At 41.7% G+C, this 18987-nt stretch carries 14 protein-coding genes and 1 pseudogene; 8 read left to right on the plus strand and 7 right to left on the minus strand.

Annotated elements, in window-relative coordinates; translation table 11 throughout:
• Positions 1 to 57: 57 nt before the first annotated feature.
• The 4 genes from NSTC731_RS32200 to NSTC731_RS32215 all read right to left on the minus strand — a co-directional run bounded on the left by NSTC731_RS32200 (position 58) and on the right by NSTC731_RS32215 (position 4838).
• Positions 58 to 657 carry a GDSL-type esterase/lipase family protein gene (locus tag NSTC731_RS32200; protein ID WP_445628497.1) on the minus strand — a complete coding sequence of 200 codons (600 nt, stop codon included), beginning with the start codon at positions 655 to 657 and terminating at the stop codon, positions 58 to 60.
• A 153-nt stretch (positions 658 to 810) separates the two neighbouring features.
• Entirely contained in the window at positions 811 to 1479 is a 669-nt protein-coding gene (locus NSTC731_RS32205) for a carboxylesterase family protein (RefSeq protein WP_445628498.1), read from the minus strand.
• A 168-nt stretch (positions 1480 to 1647) separates the two neighbouring features.
• The gene (locus NSTC731_RS32210; RefSeq protein WP_445628499.1) at positions 1648 to 3186 is read right to left on the minus strand and encodes an amidohydrolase family protein; all 1539 of its coding nucleotides are present in this window, start codon (positions 3184 to 3186) and stop codon (positions 1648 to 1650) included.
• Between the two features lie 287 nt (positions 3187 to 3473).
• A complete protein-coding gene (locus NSTC731_RS32215; protein ID WP_445628500.1) occupies positions 3474 to 4838 on the minus strand; it encodes an LLM class flavin-dependent oxidoreductase in 1365 nt (454 codons plus the stop codon).
• 888 nt (positions 4839 to 5726) lie between these two features.
• On the opposite strand from NSTC731_RS32215, the pseudogene NSTC731_RS32220 reads away from it, so the two are divergent.
• From NSTC731_RS32220 to NSTC731_RS32240, 5 genes and pseudogenes are all read left to right on the plus strand, one after another.
• Positions 5727 to 5840 (plus strand): annotated as a pseudogene (locus NSTC731_RS32220) (IS982 family transposase); the annotation flags it as partial.
• A 310-nt stretch (positions 5841 to 6150) separates the two neighbouring features.
• Positions 6151 to 7308: an HMA2 domain-containing protein gene (locus NSTC731_RS32225; protein WP_445628501.1), complete on the plus strand. Its 1158-nt coding sequence runs from the start codon at positions 6151 to 6153 to the stop codon at positions 7306 to 7308.
• Between the two features lie 220 nt (positions 7309 to 7528).
• Positions 7529 to 9778, plus strand: coding sequence for a heavy metal translocating P-type ATPase (locus NSTC731_RS32230; protein WP_445628502.1), 2250 nt, complete (start codon positions 7529 to 7531; stop codon positions 9776 to 9778).
• Positions 9779 to 9846: 68 nt separating this feature from the next.
• Positions 9847 to 10155: a DUF5132 domain-containing protein gene (locus tag NSTC731_RS32235; protein WP_445628503.1), complete on the plus strand. Its 309-nt coding sequence runs from the start codon at positions 9847 to 9849 to the stop codon at positions 10153 to 10155.
• Positions 10156 to 10453: 298 nt separating this feature from the next.
• Positions 10454 to 11032: an HMA2 domain-containing protein gene (locus NSTC731_RS32240; protein WP_445628504.1), complete on the plus strand. Its 579-nt coding sequence runs from the start codon at positions 10454 to 10456 to the stop codon at positions 11030 to 11032.
• Between the two features lie 9 nt (positions 11033 to 11041).
• On the opposite strand, the gene NSTC731_RS32245 is transcribed toward NSTC731_RS32240, so the two are convergent.
• On the minus strand, positions 11042 to 13387 hold the full coding sequence (locus NSTC731_RS32245) for a WD40 repeat domain-containing protein (protein ID WP_445628505.1): 2346 nt from the start codon (positions 13385 to 13387) through the stop codon (positions 11042 to 11044).
• Between the two features lie 344 nt (positions 13388 to 13731).
• Here NSTC731_RS32245 and NSTC731_RS32250 point away from each other — a divergent pair, with 344 nt between their 5' ends.
• Both NSTC731_RS32250 and NSTC731_RS32255 read left to right on the plus strand, forming a co-directional pair.
• Positions 13732 to 14373 carry an HMA2 domain-containing protein gene (locus NSTC731_RS32250; RefSeq protein ID WP_445628506.1) on the plus strand — a complete coding sequence of 214 codons (642 nt, stop codon included), beginning with the start codon at positions 13732 to 13734 and terminating at the stop codon, positions 14371 to 14373.
• Between the two features lie 131 nt (positions 14374 to 14504).
• Positions 14505 to 15665, plus strand: coding sequence for a phosphatase PAP2 family protein (locus tag NSTC731_RS32255; protein ID WP_445628507.1), 1161 nt, complete (start codon positions 14505 to 14507; stop codon positions 15663 to 15665).
• Between the two features lie 545 nt (positions 15666 to 16210).
• Here the strand turns inward: NSTC731_RS32255 and NSTC731_RS32260 are convergent.
• Positions 16211 to 17194, minus strand: a complete 984-nt coding sequence (locus NSTC731_RS32260; RefSeq protein WP_445628508.1) for a CHAD domain-containing protein — start codon at positions 17192 to 17194, stop codon at positions 16211 to 16213.
• A gap of 287 nt (positions 17195 to 17481) precedes the next feature.
• On the opposite strand from NSTC731_RS32260, the gene NSTC731_RS32265 reads away from it, so the two are divergent.
• A complete protein-coding gene (locus NSTC731_RS32265; RefSeq protein ID WP_445628509.1) occupies positions 17482 to 18549 on the plus strand; it encodes a DUF3616 domain-containing protein in 1068 nt (355 codons plus the stop codon).
• A 30-nt stretch (positions 18550 to 18579) separates the two neighbouring features.
• On the opposite strand, the gene NSTC731_RS32270 is transcribed toward NSTC731_RS32265, so the two are convergent.
• Positions 18580 to 18984, minus strand: a complete 405-nt coding sequence (locus NSTC731_RS32270) for an NIL domain-containing protein (protein ID WP_094347724.1) — start codon at positions 18982 to 18984, stop codon at positions 18580 to 18582.
• Between the last annotated feature and the right edge of the window lie 3 nt (positions 18985 to 18987).

The following is an 18987-nucleotide window of genomic DNA, read 5'->3' on the forward strand; positions in this document are numbered from 1 at the left end:
CCCTTTTCCCGCCTCTTGCAAAAGTAACTTTTGCAAGAGGTCTAATAAATGCATTTTTTAAGGTGTAAACCAATTTAACCAACCTTCCCAGTTTTGGACGATCGCCGCAAATTCGGCATAACCATCTGCTTTTGGGTGAGCGCCATCATTAGCTTTTGCTTCTGCTAGCCAGATTGGTGACTTCACCAAGCTAGAAAACACATCAAGATATGGAATATCTAGTTCATTACAAACCAATGCGAATTCCTCGGAAAGATTAGCAAGAATTTGATTATCACCACAGGGTGGCGGACTAACCATCAAAATCGGATAGAGTTGCTTTGCTTGGCTTAAGATACTGCGAGCATTTGCGATCGACTCTGAAAGTTCGATTCCTTGCTGTTTACCCGCCCATCCTGAATCGTTTGCCCCAAAGGAAAACACTACTCGACCATCAGATTCTTTTGGGAGACGATAGGAGACTTCCGAGTACCAACGTTGTTTGAGATACCGACTTGTCTCTGCTCGCACGCCCAAGTTGTAATGGGTGATAGCGTATCCTCTTGACTCAGCATTGCGGCACACTCTACCTGTCCAACCCAAAAACTCTGGATCGCCTGTGCCATTGACAAAGGATTCACCAATAAAACAAATTCTGATTTCTTTGCGAGATGACATAAGTCAACTAAATTTTGCCGAAAAAATTCGGTTTTGACTTGAGAAGCATTATGTTCATGATTCTAGAAGAGATATTAATATATTGTTATGTTAAGCAGGCAGAACGCTGCCTACCTCAGAGAATATTGCAAATTAGTTTTTGAACATTTCACCTCAAGCAACTACAGAAATTTCACGCCGGTTCTGGGAAATTAGCCACTGTTGTAACTTCGGATCGCCGTATACTTCATCTGCAATAAAATGATCGCCTTCTGGTAGCACAGTTAAATCAACTTTCCCCCCTACCTTGCGTAAGCGCTCAACAAAATTCTCTGTATCCTCAATCGGCAGATTTTTGTCCTGTCCACCTTGGAATATCTGAACAGGAATGTTTTTGAGTGCAGCTAGTTCGCTTTCTGCTAATGTTTTCGGTACACGTCCAGACACAGGTACTAAACCTGCGAAGCGATCGGGATGTAAAGCAGCGATATGCCAGATACCCGCCGAGCCTAAGCTGAACCCAGCCAATATCACCCGCGCTGGATCGACAGGCTGAGAAACGATCAGTTCATCAAGCAAAGCAAGCACATCATCGGCTCGATCTGCCCAAGTCTGTTCAGCCGGAATCTGGGGTGCAGCAAAGACATAAGGTAACGAGTCGGATAAATCCACGAAACGAGGTAGACCCCATTTCAGTAGCACATTCAAATCCGTCCCGCGATCGCGTCCTCCATGCAGAAACAATACTAAAGGTGCAGGTTGCTTGGCATTGTCAGAAACGGGTGAGAACAGATAAGGCAAGGAACCATTGTTAGTGTCATGAGAGCGTTGTTCAACAGGCATTGTTATGACTCCTAATTTAATTTTGGGATTGGGCAGAGGGGCAAGGGGGCAGAGGGGCAGAGGAGAAAAACATTATTGCAACTTCTCTTCTGCTCCCTCATCTCGCCTTTTACCCTACTTAGTCCTAAGTCCTGAGTGAATTAAGAAGTACTCAGCACTCAGCACTCTTCATGCCACCACTAGGTTCTTGTCCACTTGTTTAAATTCGGTGTTACCTACCTTAGATTCGATCGCTGTACCCTTGAAGAAATCGGGGTTAGCTTGGGTGTAAAACTTGTAGGGATTAGCGAATACATAGGATTTGAAGTCGGCTTCGGAGATAACGCCCTCTTGTACGAGATCCCAGCTTTCAGCCAAGGGGGAGGTGAGGTCTGGTACATCCCAGTGACCAACATCGGAGGAATAGATGGCATTGATTTTGACTCCCAAGGGATTGGCTTTGTCGTTGAATGCTGTAGCGATCGTGCGATCGTCTGACTCGGAACCAAAGAAGAAACTATTCACCCAGCGATCGCGGATGTCTTCAATTGTTTCAATGCCTGCGGCGGCAAAATCATCCAATTCGCTACCAATTGGCGCACGGCTATGACGGCTGAATGAAGCTCCCAGTACAGTCTTGGTCAATTCTTCCTTATCGAGGGAATACCCTTGAGTAACTTCTGCACCGTAGCGCTCAAATATTTCAAACAACTCATCGGCATTTGTCAACGCTGGATTGTAGTTTTGCAGTGCTTTGATGTTGCGCTTGGAAAAACGATCTACCAAATGGATGTAGACACGCGCACCCCAATCTGCACCACCTTCGAGCATTGCTACACGCAACTGGGGAAAACGCTTGGTAACACCGCCGAAGAACAGCGCCTTCGCAAATGCTTCCGAACCATCGGCGAAGTGACCGATATGGTTGTTCATGTAGTTACTGATGGAGGAGCGGCCAGTCCAACCCTGACTGCCGTAATGGGTGGTGACAGGTACGCCAAGTTCCACGACCTTTGCCCAGAAAGGATCGTAGTCGTATTCACTATCTAGTCCGTAGAAGTCGATATAAGAAGCATACTTGGCAATTTCAGGGAATTTATCGGCTGGATATTTATCAGCGATCGCTTTGATTGGCCGTTTCACACCGCCAGTGATATTAATCACCTTTAAACCCAGTGTTTTCACAGCAAACTCTAGCTCCTCAATGCCTTCTTGGGGAGTAGTTAAAGGAATACCAGCAACCGGTGTCAAGCGATCGCTATATTTCCGATAAATATCAGCATGATAGTGATTGACCGCACGTTGCAGTGCTTGACGGTTCTCTGGACTCGCTCCAGCCGGTGCTAAGACATTATTGGGAAACAGCACCGAATAGTCCGATCCCTGTTCTGCTTGACGCTCATAGAGCAGTCCGGGGAGGGTGTAGGTAGCAAGATCCAATGTGTTTTTGGTAACTCTAGCCCACCAAGGCGATCGGATTGTCCGGTTGTATTGACGTTCTTCAGGAGTTTGTTGATACCAGTCTTTACCGTTGCTCTTGGAGTTGAGACGGGAAGCTTCAGTCTTGCGTAACTCATCTACAAGTTTCGCACCGCCGTACTTAGCAATGTAATCCTCAAAAGCTGGCGTGAAATCATTGGTATGAACATCGGTATCGATTACTGGATAATCAAGGGTTGCTCTGATTGCGGCGGAGCGTGAGGTCTTCAATCGGCTATATTCAGTCATGTTTTTTTCCTTCCCTACAACAAAAATTACAGGTTTTTTCAGCATCCAATGCTGCTATTGACAAATACATTTCCTGTAGAGACGCCGATTTATCGCGTCTCCCTACAATCGTGTCTCTGTGCAATTGCGTCTCTCTACAATCGCGTCTCTGTGCAATCGCGTCTCTCCACAATTGTCTGTAGGTGGCGATCTACAGAAAGTGCAATTTAAAAGGTATGGCATAAGCATCCGTGAAAAATTGATTTACGCTACAGCACTATCAACACAGTGCAGATATGAAAAATCATTTACGCCAACACCAATCTTTCATCTAGTTGTTTAGCAGCAAAACGATTGGCCGGACGACGCAATCCCAGGTTTTCGCGCAAAGTACTGCCTTCGTATTCAGTACGGAACAGTCCGCGTTTTTGGAGGACGGGAACGACTAAGTTAACGAATTCATCCAATCCTGTGGGAAGGATTGGCGGCATGATATTAAAGCCATCGGCTGCACCGTTGTTGAACCATTCTTCTAGTTGGTCGGCAATGGTTTCAGGAGTACCAAGTATGGTGCGATGACCTCGTGCAGTAGCAAGAGAAAGATACAACTGACGCAGTGTAAGAGTGCCACGAGTAGCCAAATCTCTAACTAGTTTGAGACGACTTTTGTTAGTGTTGGTGTCGCTGGGTAGTTCGGGAGCCACATCATCTAAAGAATATTTCGACAAATCCACACCCTTGTAATAGTTCTTTAAAATCCCCCAGGCGACATCGGGATGAATTAACGATTGCAGAAATTCGTACTTCTCTTGAGCTTCTGATTCAGTCCGACCAATGATTGGGAAAGCACCAGGCATGATTTTGAGATCGTCTGGCGATCGCCCATATTGTGCTAGCCTACCTTTGACATCAGCATAAAATTCTTGGGCATCAGCTAGGGTTTGATTGGCGGTGAAAATCACTTCGGCAGTCTGTGCAGCCAAGTCCCGTCCCGATTCCGAGGCTCCAGCCTGAACAATCACCGGATAACCTTGAGGCGGACGACCAACGTTTAAAGGGCCTTTTACAGAAAAATATTTGCCCTTGTGGTTCAATGTATGCAGTTTATCAGGATCGAAATAGACACCAGACTCTTTGTCCCGGATGAAAGCATCGTCTTCCCAACTATCCCATAAACCTTTCACCACTTCCACAAACTCTTCAGCTCGTTCATAACGCTGGCTGTGTTCTGGGTGATGCTCAAGTCCGAAGTTACGTGCAGCATTCTCATTGCCTGTAGTGACTACATTCCACCCGGCCCGGCCCTTACTCAAATAGTCCAACGAAGCAAACTTACGTGCCAAGGTGTAGGGTTCTTCATAAGTGGTCGAAGCGGTGGAAATGAAGCCGATTTTTTGAGTTACAGAGGACAAGGCCGAGAAGAGGGTGACAGGCTCAAAATGGGCAATTTTACCATTGCGATGCTGAGTTTCTGGAGCGCCGCCCCAGACTCCTGGACTATCTGCCAAGAAAACTGCATCGAATAAGCCGCGTTCGGCGGTTTGGGTAATTTCCTTATAATGCTCAAAATTCAGTCCTGCATCTGCTTGTGAATCGGGGTGTCGCCAAGCAGAAACATGGTGTCCGGTGGCTTGAATGAATGCACCTAAACGAATTTTGCGTGTTGTACTCATATATTTTTCTTTTCTTATAGTGCGTTAGCGGAGCGTCTCGTAGAGAAAGCTTAGGCTCGGTATGGCTGATTTGCGCTACGCCAGTTATGATTACTACTGCTACAAAAGGTAGGCATTCACCTCTTGCTTGACACTCAATGTCGTCATGCAAAGCTTTTCTAGTAACTTACCGTTGAGTTACCTACAATTGCTCAAAAATCAAATAACCAAACTGTAAGTCAGGTTAATACCACAGCAAAATTAGGAATTCTGCTGCTTGGCGCTTTAATCACCATAAATTTATCTAGTAATTTTACTTACCAGATAGAGCCTACACAATAAATACAAAAAAAGATGTGCTGGAAATCACAATAACACGAAAAACTAATAATTAGTTTTTCAAACATTAAGTATTGCAAATTAATTATTTACTGAGTATATAGTTATTTAACGTGAGTTCGACGAGTGCGATTTTGACCTCTCCCCCAGCCCCTCTCCTACTAGGAGCTACCGTGTATACACAAGTCAAAAAAAGTTTGATTTTCCATTGTTCTTTCGTTTGTCTCGTTCTCATGAAGAGCATGAGAATGCTCCTCGTTGAGGCTCTGCCTCCAGTCAGATATTGAGTCAGAGACTCAATGAATGCATTCCCAGTCGAAGACTGGGAACGAGGAAAGTCTTATCAAGCTAGGTTTTTAGGACTTGTGTATACACCGTAGCCTACTAGGAGAGGGGAGCAAAAACTCTCCTTACTCGTTACTCCTCCCTCTCCTGACAAAGACGCACTCGCGTTCGCCTTTTAAGAGAGGGAGGCTGTCCGGGAGAGGTCTGTCGAACTCACGTTTATTTATGGTATTGAAAGGTTATTACACAGTTCTCTAGGTTCCTTTGACCGAATGACACTAAGTTATAGGGTTTATGAAGGCAAACTACTTGAGCCTGTTTTCAAAATTGTTAGACCAAAGCCAGTTCAACCAACGAGCCAGACGCTTGCAGGGAATACTAGAAGAATTAAGACGTTTCTAGACTTATCGCTGTCAAGATCGGTTTGTGATTGATTTCTTTGTACAAGCACTACTGGCTGATTCTATTAATTATCAGTTTTGCCCGTCTCTACTTCCTAACTATTCGATCTGAATCCTGACAAAACTTTTTGGTTTACTTACTTTAGACGTATTTACTAAACAAGAATATAAACAGCAAACCTTAATAAGTTTTAATAGAAAATAATCCGCAAGAAATAGATTTAACCTCAAAGCTACGTGTTACAGTTAATCCATTATTAACCTATTGTTAACCTATTGCTTGATTGAGCTATTGGGTAATCGAGGAAATGACTAAAAGTATCATTAATCACGAAAAATTAAGTCTGTCGGATAAAATTTCATCTGACTTAATCTCTACACAACAAAGTAATAAAGTTAGACATAATACAACTAAAGCGATGGCAGAGTCAACGGAGTTACAGCCTTCAGGTGCCTTGCAAATAGTTCATGTAACTACCGGGCGCGTGCGACTCCGTACCACTGACAGTAGTCTTAACTCAATATTAGACAACATAGCTCAAGATTTACGCTCTATAGAAGGAGTGAGGGAAGTTTCTGTAAACGAGCAAACGGGCAGTTTGGTGATTAATTTTGATGAACATAAGCTGTCATTCCCGCAGATTTTGGCGTTAAAATCCGATCTTCAGATTCAACAGCCGCCAGCTTCCTCTGATTCACCTAGCAACACCGATCCCTTTGCAGCTTGGAAATCGCTTTCATTTTGGAAAGAACAAGGTATTTCCTTAATTCCGATGATGACAGGCTTGGCGGTAACAGGAGGGTTAGGAATTCATGGCTGGGTTTCGATTCCAGTTTATATGATTACGGCGGATGCAACCCGTGGTGTAATTGGTTATCTTGGCTCTCAAGTTCCGACATCAGAAAAAAACGAAGGTAATCACACCAGTTCTGCGATCGCAAGCGACATATCCGAATCTACTATCCAACAAGAAAATAGTGAGGTGGTAGCACCTGCAAAGATTGACTACAGCGTAGTTCATCAAATTCCCGGACGTATTCGGTTGAATGTGCCAAAAATTGCCCAAGATCGAGCCTATGGGCGGCGGCTTGAGAGAATAGTGAAAACTGATGCTCAAGTTAGCAACGTGCGTGTGAATTTTGATGTAGCATCGATCGCGATCGCTTATCAGTTTGGTGATATCCCATTATCTCATTGGGTGAGTCTGATGGAATTAGCGTTGGAAACAAACCCACCAACACTAGGGAGCGCAACGGCTAACCAACCCCTAGAAGAAGTTAGTCAGACGAATGAAGTTACAGATCCAACAACGGCAAATCATACTACTTTCGTTGGTCAGACTGTTGAAGTTACAGACACAACAACGGCAAATCATCCTACTCCAGAGTTCTCCAGTCTGTGGAGTAATCTCAAATCGCCTGCGATGTGTGTTTCTTTAGGGTTTATGGCGAATTTCCCTTTATAAACCTAATATTGCACCTTATCGCCCTGATTCTGAAACCCCGTGGCTGACAAACTTAGCTTACCTACAGCGATAAGTTAGCCAACCAGTCCAAAAGAGCGCAAATAATCAAACTTTTGATAGCTAATCAATCTCGCCGGATTGGTGGCTAATTTGCTCTCTTTACCCCAGCAAAGAGCCTGATTTTCATCGAAGTGTAACAATATTGGATTAAAGAAAAGTAATGGCAAAAGTAGCACTGCAACTACCATCACCCCCAAAATCTCAATTTACTGTGTTGGAAGGGAATGGAAAAGTTTCTTTAATTGACACTAATGGACACTCTCAAGCAGAGTTGCCCTATGTTAACTACAGCGTTGTCCATACAACTTTGGGAAGACTGCGGTTTCGCCTACCTCGCTTACGCTGTGATGCAGATTATGCCAAACGTCTGGAAGTGTTGTTAACAGCAGATGCGCTGGTGAAGAATGTCCGTGTCAAGCCTGCGGCAATGTCGGTTGCAGTTACTTATAAATCTGATAAAGTTTCCGAAGCGAAGATGCGATCGCACCTTCACGATTTGATTCAGGCTGCAAGTGTTGTAGTCGTTCTCAAAAATACATCTTTATCAGAAACCGAAAAAGAGGCATCTTGGCCAGGTTTACAACTGTCTGCCGTTGCCACTACTTTAGCAGTACTAGGAGGGCCGTTAGGATTACCGATCCCGCCTTTGATAGTGGCGCTTCCCATCGCCATTGCCACACTTCCCGTCGTCCAACGAGCATGGGAAGGTATTAGGGTAGAACGAAAATTGAATATTGACTTTTTGGATTTGATGGCGATCGCAATTACTACCTTCCAAGGACAATTTCTCACACCATCGCTGATGCTCAGTTTAATTGAAGTGGGCGAAAATATCCGCGATCGCACGGCTCGTTCTTCTGCTCAACAAACTCTAGATTTACTTAGTTCTCTGGGGCAATTCGTCTGGGTGGAACGCAATGGCGACAAGCAACAAATTCCCATTCAAGATGTGCAGCGTGGCGATACAGTGATTGTTTATCCCGGCGAACAAGTGCCGATTGATGGTAGCATTTTGCGAGGTAAAGCCCTACTAGATGAGCAGAAACTAACTGGCGAGTCGATGCCGGTGCTGAAGAAAAAAGGACAACCAGTTTTCGCCTCAACGCTGTTACGGGAAGGACGAATTTATATTTTCACAGAACGGATAGGCAACGATACCCGCGCCGGACAGAGCATTAAATTAATGCAAGAAGCACCTGTTCACGATACCCGGATGGAGAATTATGCCACGAAATTTGCTCAAAAAGCTGTTGTGCCAACTTTGTTACTTGGTGGGGCAGTATTTGCCGCAACCCGCAATCCTTCACGGGCAGCCAGCGTTTTAACTCTAGACTTTGCTACAGGGATTCGAGTATCAGTCCCGACAACAGTTTTAGCAGCATTAACTTATGCTGCCCGACGGGGGATTCTCATCCGTAGCGGGCGGGCGTTAGAACAATTAGCAGAAGTTGATACCATAGTTTTTGATAAAACCGGGACACTGACTAAGGGAGAAGTCGATGTTGTTAGTGTGGAAAGTCTCAATCCAGCAACCTCAAGATTGCGGGTGTTGGAATTGGCAGCCGCCGCCGAACAACGTTTAACTCATCCAGTAGCAGAAGCAATTGTTCGCTATGCCCAAGCAGAGCAAGTGGAAATTTTGCCGCGTAGTAAGTGGGACTATCAACTAGGTTTGGGCGTACAAGCTCTGATTGATGGAGAGACAGTTTACGTGGGGAGCGATCGCTTTTTGCGCTCCAATGGCGTTAATACCGAAGCGCTAAACGGTCAGCAAAAATCTCCAAATTCAGCGATTTATGTAGCCAGCAACGGTCAACTTCAAGGTATTATTAAATATAGTGACCTTCTCCGTCCCGAAAGCCGGGAAGTAATCGCAGCACTTTCGACGGTCGAAGGTGTAGAAATTCACATGCTAACCGGCGATAATCAGCGAACTGCGACTGCTGTTGCTGCTGAACTTGGTATCTTGCCGACGCATACTCACGCCGAAGCTTTTCCAGAACAAAAGGCAACAGTTGTCCGCCAACTGCACGAGCAAGGTAAGACAGTTGCATTTGTAGGCGATGGGATCAACGATTCGCCAGCTTTAGCCTACGCCGATGTTTCCGTTTCCTTTGCCAACGGTTCTGAGATCGCCCGTGAGACAGCAGACTTAGTGTTGATGCAGAATGACTTGCATGGTTTATTAGAAGCGATCGCGATCGCTCGTCAAGCCAAGCAATTGATTCGACAAAACACAGGACTTGTTGCTGTTCCTAACTTAGCAGCATTAGCGATCGCCGTTCTCTTTGGTCTTAACCCCTTAGCTGCAACGGTAGTTAACAACGGCTCAACAGTAGTTGCCGGCATCAACGGATTGCGTCCAATTCTCAAAAGTCGTCACCAAAAAACTCTACCATCGGCGAGATGATACAACTATGCCGACAGAGTAATTTAGAAAGCTTCCCAAATCTTTTAATTAATAGGAGGAACTTGAATATGGCACCTAAAATTAGTGATTTTATTGAAGACGCAGGCGCTCCCGGTATAATAGCCGGAATTGGTGCAGTACTTTTAGCACCTGTTTTGTTGCCCATTGTGGCTGGAGTTGGTAAACCCTTAATCAAATCAGCGATCAAAGGTGGAATTGGTCTTTATGAAAGAAGCAAAGGAACCATTGCAGAAATGGGGGAAACTTGGGAAGACATGGTAGCTGAAGCTAGAGCAGAACTTGCTGAGGAAAAACAAACCCCAGCCTTTGAAGCTAGTGCCACCCATGCAGATAATGTCCCCGATAATGGTGTGTAATTTCATCTACATATCAGCAAATTAAATTGTTCCTGATATCGGACTTTCAATTATCAAAATCTCAAATTAGTAGGGGGTGTTACGGTGTCTTACCTAACCCACCCTACGAAAATAGAAAATTTCATAAATCATTCATGATTTGTGAAAATGACTCTTTTTAACAAACTGCATACTCCTACGGAGCAGAACGCAAATAAAGAGAAATAAATAACTTCATAAATAATTTGTGACTGCTATATAATAAGCCCTTTTACGAAAAATAATCCACTAGAATAATTTCAGTTAAAAAGGCGATTTTATGTTGACAAATGGTTATAATACTTACAATAAAATGTCAGAAATTATAAACAAAACTACTTTCAAAACCCCGTCAAAACCGATATCTACAAAAGTTGTAAGTTCGACTCCCGGAAGATTGCGGTTGAGAGTGGCTCATTCTCATCGTCAACCAGAAAAAATGCAATGCATTGCTAATGCGTTGTCAGCAAATTCGCACATTAATCGAGTGAAGACAAATGTTGCTCATGGCAGTATTGTGATTAATCACGATGGTAATGATGGCAGTCTGGAAGATGTGCTAGCAACCCTTAAAGATTTAGGCATAATTTTTGCTGATGTTACCGAAGGTAACACCGAGGCAGCAGATGGAGTATCATCTGCGGTTGTTGACTTAAACCAACGCATCAAACAGTTAACGCATGGTGCTTTCGATCTGCGGATTCTTTTCCCTTTGGGATTAGCTAGTCTTTCAGTACGGCAATTACTTAAGAAAGGGTTACAACTAGAAGTGATTCCTTGGTATGTTTTAGCATGGTATGCTTTTGATAGCTTTATTAAATTGCATGGAACTAGCCAAGAAGAATCAACAAACGAGTAACTAAAAAGTTTAATTAATCTGCCAAATTTTAATAGTTTTATCAGAACTACCACTAGCAAGAAATTGACCATTCTGGCTAATAGCAATAGAGTTTACTGCCCCTGAGTGTTCTGTGATAGTTTGTAGTAACTCTCCAGTTTGCAAATGCCAAATTTTGATAGTTTTGTCTGCACTACCACTAAAGAGAATTTCTCCATTAGGACTAACAGCTAAGGATCTAACCTCTTCTAAATGTCCATTCAAGGTGTGTAGCACTTTACCCGTAACTAAATGCCAAATTTTAATGGTTTTATCTGCGCTACCGCTAAAGAGCATTTCTCCATCAGGACTAATGATTACTGATTTCACCTCACCTGAATGTCCGTTAATGGTGCGTAATGGATCTCCTGTGCGTGGGTTCCATAGCCTAATTTTACGATCGGAACTAGCGCTAGCGAGAATTGTACCATTGGGACTGATAGCAGCAGCATTAACTGCCGATGAATGCCAAAGAGTACAAATGCGTTCGCCTTTATGCAAATTCCAAATTTTAATTTTATTACTACCACTGGCAAGAATTTGTCCGTCAGGACTGATTGCGATGCAATTAACCGGTTTTTGATGTCCTAACAGAGTGTGGATTAACTTGCCAGAATTAGCGTTTAATACTCTAACATTACTTTTGGGATGTTGGGAACTACCAACAGCAAGAAAATTGCCATCAGGACTAATAGCAACAGATGAAATTTTGCCTAAATCTTCTGTGGTGCGGATAAGTTTACCAGTGTTGAGATTCCATATTTTAATGGTTTTATCTGCACACCCACTAACTAAAGTCTCACCATCGGGACTAATAACAACAGATGTCACCTTTTCGGAATGTCCCGTTAGAGTATGGCTAAGGACGGTATGTTCTAGTTTAACTTGATGTTTGAGGTTGGCGACGCAATTTAAAATTGACTCAACATCAGCAATACTTTGACTATCACCTACTGCGACAAAATATTCTTTTAGCTTTTTGATATATTCTTCATCTTTGATGCTGACTGCTGATTGCATTGCCTGAAGCGGGTTAGTAAAATCCTGTGGTGATATTTGGCGTAGTTGTAACCATGTATTCACAGAATAATCAAGCTGTTCGTTTGCCCAAGTACGTAGTTTACCGCCGTAGGTCTTACTTAAATGTGATAAACTTTGGGCTAATTGCAAAGCCAACTCTGGAATCCAGTAAGAACGCTCATTTTCCAGAGCTTGGTAAAGTTGTTTGTAACCTGAAGCAATAAGCTGTATTGATTGTAAATCAATACTATCTGATAGCAAACTCGACAGCAACTCTGGTAATAGTGGAGGTACACCGCGATCGACTAAATGGTAAGCATCAGCTATCCAACCTGCAACCAAACAGTGATAGGTAATCAAAACCTGGCAAAGTTCTTCCAAGTCTTGACGATTGACTTGATATTGTAAAGATAACTTACTAATATCAATTCCTTTTTCATTCCATTTTTCTACCTTTTCTAAAATTGCCAAATTAACTACATTCTCTTTTCCAATTTGATTAATTTCCTCGCTTTCTTCTCCCAAAGCAATCAGTTTCTCTCTAATTTTTTTCCATTCTAACGCTCGTTTTTTAGCAGAATATTCCAAAATCTCTCGATAAGGTAGACGAGCAATTGTTTTATAATAATAATTCCCTGGTTCTAAACCCCAGTAGGCAATCCGAAAATTTAAATAATCTCCATCCTTTTCTGATTCCAAAATTAAAATAGGCTCTGTTTTCAACATACTAAACAGAGCCTTAATACTTGATTCGCTGTGAAAACGTTTACTATCCCAAGCTCCTGCTAACAACTCTGTTGGTCTCACTTGACTGTGTAAAGAGTAATGCTTGTTGAGAAAATCTCGTAATCCTTCAGCTAACATTAACTCAATTTGGGGAATGTTTTCATCTTTATTATCATCAAATAGATCAAAATTTACTTGCGGAGGAGCGATAAAAATTTTTAGTGGAGTGCGTCCATAATTGGTTTGTTCTAAAATTTGTGAAGGGTATAATCTTAAGGGCCAGCTATCAATAATTTTATTGACTTCTGGCAACTTGAGCGTTGTTTCTCGCTCTTCGGCGGCTATTCTTAATCTTGTTTCTTGATTGTCAACTACTAATTGCTGTTGGAGAATTTTTTCTTGTTCAAAATCTTCCAAATAACTGCTTTTTTGATTGGAAGCATTTATAACTTTGAGTAATTCGGGAATTGCTTCAATCGGTTTATATTTACTTAGAGCCAAACTGTCTTGACTTCTCTTTTGTACTAGCTCTGCAACAACAGGTGCGAACTCTAGTACCAGTTGAATTAGTAACCCTAACCCTTGCGGCATAAACACATACCTAAAAACTAAATAAAATAAATAAGCAACGCTTGTATGAAATCAAGCTAATACTCTTATCCAGTCAATTCATAGATACTCTCGATCTTACTACTTGTGACTATAGTAATTCAACAGTCATAAGTTACAAATTTTACATTTAAACCTATATATACTTAAATATCTGGAAATAAATCAACCTGATGATAGCAACAGCTAGATTCACTACTGGGATAGATTTTTTCACTCAGAAGAATATGTATAACTAAAGTAAAATAAATGCAGTTAAATAAAACGCTATATCAGCACATTAATAGATTATTTTATCTTTTGAAACTAAAACATCATATAATCTTATGACTAATAGAAATCGGTCTCATTCTGACAAAAAAGCTAATTTTTATCAGCATTTATCACCAAAAAATGCAGTTAAAAGCGCAGCTAATAAAACACCACCAACTCCAAAAATATTCTATAGTATTGTCCATGCAATTCCTGGACGCATTCGTTTTCGTATTCCTCTGTTAGCCAGAGATACAGAGTATGCTAATAAACTCAAAATGATCATAGAATCTGATAATAGAGTTACAAATGTTCGTACTAATTTAGAAGCTACATCCATCGTTATCAATTATCAAGTACGTGTAATTTCAGACAATCAAATGCGCCAGCATCTGATTAGTCTGATTCAAACTGCCCGTGAAGCGATTGAGCCAAAAGAGGTAGCGACAAAATCAATTGTAGGTGCTGTTTTTGACGCTTTAATTAATCTAATTGATAGTACGCGCAAACTCAACCAAGCACATAATGTTATTGTGTATCGAAGGTTTAGGACAGATGTTTGGGAACGGATACTTTCTACCTCAAGAAACATAATTAAGAAACTAAAATCTGCCACCATATTTATCTTGCCCTACAAGCGATGGCGATTGCGTGGTAATGGTGGGGTGAACTCCCAGGCTTTACAACTGCAACCTGTGAGCGAAAAGGTTGTGTAGTTGCCAATACAGTGGCCATTAACTTATTGATAGTTAAGAGTAAGTAACTTTGAACAACAGCGTCCCAGAACGTATGAAAATTTCTCTTTCCTAGTCTCCAGTCCAAATGTCCCTATTATCAATTAAAAAAAATGGGTATAGCTCATTTCGATGAACTTCTCAATGAAAATCATTGGGTTCAAGCAATACATACTGCTGTTAAAGGAAGAGCTAGATATAAGGTAAATGGGCTTTACCATTCAGAAGCTCTCAAAAGATATCTGGAATCGAGATTATTAGAGCAGAAAATAATCTTAGAAGCTCGTGCTAATAGTTACACCGGGAATGTGCTTGTTATTTTCTCTCCAGATAAGAGTTTAAACGCGATCGCCCTTCGCGAAGCGTGTCCGGCAGGACAAGGTGGGTCTTCTCTTCGAGACGCTACGCCAATGACCATCGGGCTGCTTATTCAAGAAATTGTTTTAGATTATTGGAAAAAAGTCAATAAATCACTTGCTTCTTCTATACAAAGTCAATCAGTCAAGGCTCCAAAATCATCTGCCGCAGTCATTGAAGACAGTAACTTGCAATCCTTTGGCACTAAAAAAAATATAGCTTTGGTGAGGGGGAAAAATCGAAACATATTTGATTCAGCCGTAGTGTCTCAAATATGGATGCAGCGACAATTACACCAAACAAGTAATCGATTTATTCCGGTATTGGGGGTTGTTAGCGCCTTTGTATGCAGCACCGGATTGTTATATGCATATAATCTTGACGAAGCCATTTTGCTCTTGATTCAGAAGTTGCATACACCACTGCGCGATCGCATCATGGTTAGTATTACTTTTCTCGGCGATCCAGTAGTAATACTGTTATCTTCTTTGGGGCTGGCAATTAGTCCTTTATATTATAATCGTCGCCGGGAAGCAACTATCTTGGGCATAGCTGGAGTCGGCGCAATCTTACTAAATTATTTGATGAAACTATTATTTGGTAGAGCGCGTCCAGCACTATGGAAGCATATTATTAATGTGGGTCAACACAGTTTCCCCAGCGGCCATGCAATGGTCTCAATAGTAATTTACGGTTTTATCGGCTATATTCTAGCAAAACAGTTTCCTCAATGGCGCTTTTGGATTTATGCCTTGACTGCGGTCTTAATTGCTGCCATTGGTTTCAGTCGGCTTTATCTTGGAGTACATTGGTTAACTGATGTGACAGCTGGCTATGCCGCAGGTTTACTGTGGTTGATTTTCTGTATTCTTAGCTTGGAGACCAGTAGGAAACAACTCTTAGAGGATGTACAGTGACTTTTATTTGTTGCTGTGCAAAAGCAATAGACATCTTGCAAAAGTAGCTTTTGCTTTCCGGTTGGAGAAAGGTAAAAGGTTACTGGGTTTGGGAAAATTCCATACCTTTACCCTTTAACCCTTCCCCTTTTCCCCGACAAATGCCAAGAAGTCTAACGATCTGCTTTTTTTGTCGTGTCATAAATAGCTACCTTGCGGAAACCGGATTAAAACTTGTTGATTTGTGTGAGATATTGCGATCGCGCAGGCTCAAGAGTTCGCTACCCAAGCTCCTGCCCAAAATCTCATTCGTTGCTGGTTGAGTTGATGTCAAACTAACTTTCTTTTGTCACTTTGGGAGAACCCAATCGCTGAAAGACTTTCAGAGCTTTAATTTTCCGGTTTTGGCTACAAATAGTTACTATTAGAAAATAGAGGCTCAAAGGTTGACTCAATCAAAGTTTCAGAATCTTGCTTTGATTTAGAAGAACAAGGAGCATGGTGAAGAACGTAATTACTGACACTGCCGTTTGTTAGTCCAATCTTTTCTCAACAAAGAGTAACTTTTAACTGATTACTCCTGAAAGTGGATGCAGTATTGTTAAATGAAAACTATGTCTGGTTTCAGTTTTCAGATACCGTTCTTGCAAAGGTTGCCACTGCTGCCACGACTGGTAACGATTTTCAGTTAATAAATTAGCAAGGGTGGGCAACTCAGTGTGAATTTCTGATTTATAAACATCTCCAAGCCAGTCAGTTAATACGGCACTATCTTGCATCGTACCCAAAATTTCTTGGATATTTTTCACTTCTGTAATATAAGCTTCGTAAGACTCGCCATATAAGTCAGTAAATAACTCCATTTGATAGCGTATACGTTTAGCTTCTTTTCGCAAACTATGAAGATTTTCACCTTCTGTTGTCAATTGTTTTTCTACCTTTTTTGGCTTCCAGTTTTTCTGGATCTTCACTTCTGATTCTACAATTTCAGTACCAACTAGCCAACCTGGATGCAATAAGAAGTTACTCACTTCTGGTAAAAGTAAGTCTGGTAATACTTGCTGAATGGCAATAGATGCCAAAGGTTGATAAGTAGGTTTTTCTAACCACTTATCCAATGCATCTTTTAAAGACTTGTAAGATTCATCGCTTAATGTTTTCTGCACGCTCGATTCTACATCTTCACGTTGTTTCGCCAAAGCTGTAAAAGCTGTTTGCAGAGATTCCTGTTCTTTGCGGGGTAAGTTTGGTTTATAATTGTTTTCCAAACTTTCTTTAAGTACGTCTAAATCTCGCAGATTACCAAGACGACGGGCTATTTTACCAATATTTTTATCGCTGACTGGTTTCGACAGATCCACTGCTAGCCCAAACCGAGTTACCGCTGTCCGTAGGCGGCGCATTCCTACTCGCATTTGGTGCAGTGCTTCTGGATCTTCATCTTTCTTCACTGACTTTTCCCACTTCAAGGTTTTCTTAAAGTGTTTTTCAATCGCTTGGTAGGCGTAGTCACCGAGAGTTTTTACTGTAGTTTGTGTAGCTAATTTCATAATTTATCTGAATTATTACCTCACGAAGTTATTGCATAATAACAAGATTATTTGATAAATTGCATATACTTTTGAAAGTTTTTTAGGTATGATAATTGTTAGGTATGCCTATGACTATTGATAGTTGCATTTGATTTTATAAATATGCAGTATCTATCAAAGGTTGACAATATTTCATCCCCTTAAGTTGATATGAGCTATAGTTTTGAGAATCCGATTTTTCGCTCATCAAGTTATATATTATAATAGCATGGCTAATATATTTGTAAATATCAATATAATTTAAAATGTCAAAGTTACATTTGCTAAATCAAGTTTTATTGACTTTTGCAGATTCTTTTAAAGAGCATAGAGAAGATTTATCAGCACTGCTACTCACACATCAGAAGTATTTATGGTTAGGGTCAGATGAAACTTCAACTATTGAGCGTCTCTCTTTGGTTGATACTGATAAATTTACAGATCATCAACAATTTGGTGTAGCAGAATTTATCGATTTACCTGCACCAGAAGAGGAAGAAATTGATATAGAAGGACTGGCTTACGCGGATAATTACTTATGGTTTGTTGGTTCTCACAGCTACAAACGGAAAAAATTCAACCCCGAAAATACAGATGCTAAAAATTTTAAAAGGCTAGCAAAAATTGAATCAGAACCTAACCGTTACATTTTAGGACGAATTCCTCTAATAGACGGTAAGCTATTCTCATCTTGCCCACATCCCGAAAAGCCAGATGTGCAATTGACTGCTAGTAAATTAGAGGTGACGAATCAGGGTAATTTGCTGATGACAGCTTTAGCAGATGATGCCCATTTAGGCTCGTTTATTCAAGCAGCAATTCCCGGAAAGGATAATGGCTTTGATATTGAAGGAATAGGCATTTATCAAAACCGCGTTTTTCTGGGTTTGCGCGGGCCTGTATTGCGAGGTTGGGCTGTGGTGCTGGAAATAGAGTTAGAGGATTCTACCTCTGGATTGATGAAACTAAAGCAAATTGGGGAATTGCAGGAGTTATATAAAAAGCATTTTATCTGGTTGAATGGTTTGGGAATTCGAGATTTGTATGTAGATGAGCAAGATTTGTTGATTTTAGCCGGGCCAACGATGGATTTAGATGGCCCCGTGCAAGTTTATCGTTGGGTAAATGGTGTGAATATGCGAGAAAATGTTTTCAGCAATCCCGATTTTGTGCAAGATATTCCTTATGGGAATCGGGAAGAACACGCTGAGGGAATGACGCTGTTTCAGGATGTAGCTGGTATACCTTCGCTATTGGTAGTTTATGATTCTCCAGCAAAAAGTAGGCTGGTGGGTGATGATAGTGTAATGGCGGATGTGTTTAAGTTGGGCTAACTTCGCTCTTGGTTTTGGGATTTTAGATTGTTAAATGTTAGTAGAAATTGCTTGTACGGGACAGGTAGGGATACACTGTTCGCAGACGATACAGCGCGATCGCGTGAATGTCAACTTGTATGTCTCTGGCTGGAGGGTGAGGGCTTCGGTAGGACAAACCCCAGTACACAAGCCACAGTGGACACACACATCCTCGTCGATCGCAATTTCGCCTAACGTCGAAGAAACATTAACATTACGCGATCGCATCCACTCGATCGCTGCATCTAATTGATCGATGTCTCCCGATAATTCCACTACCAATTTGCCAATTTGATTTGGGGCAACTTGGGCGCGGATAATATTAGCAGCGACGTTGAACTCTTTAGCCAGTACGTAAGTGACTGGCATTTGCACGGCGCGTTTTGGGAAGGTGAGTGTTACTCGTTTTTTCACAGG

The sequence above is a fragment of the Nostoc sp. DSM 114167 genome (assembly GCF_052692655.1).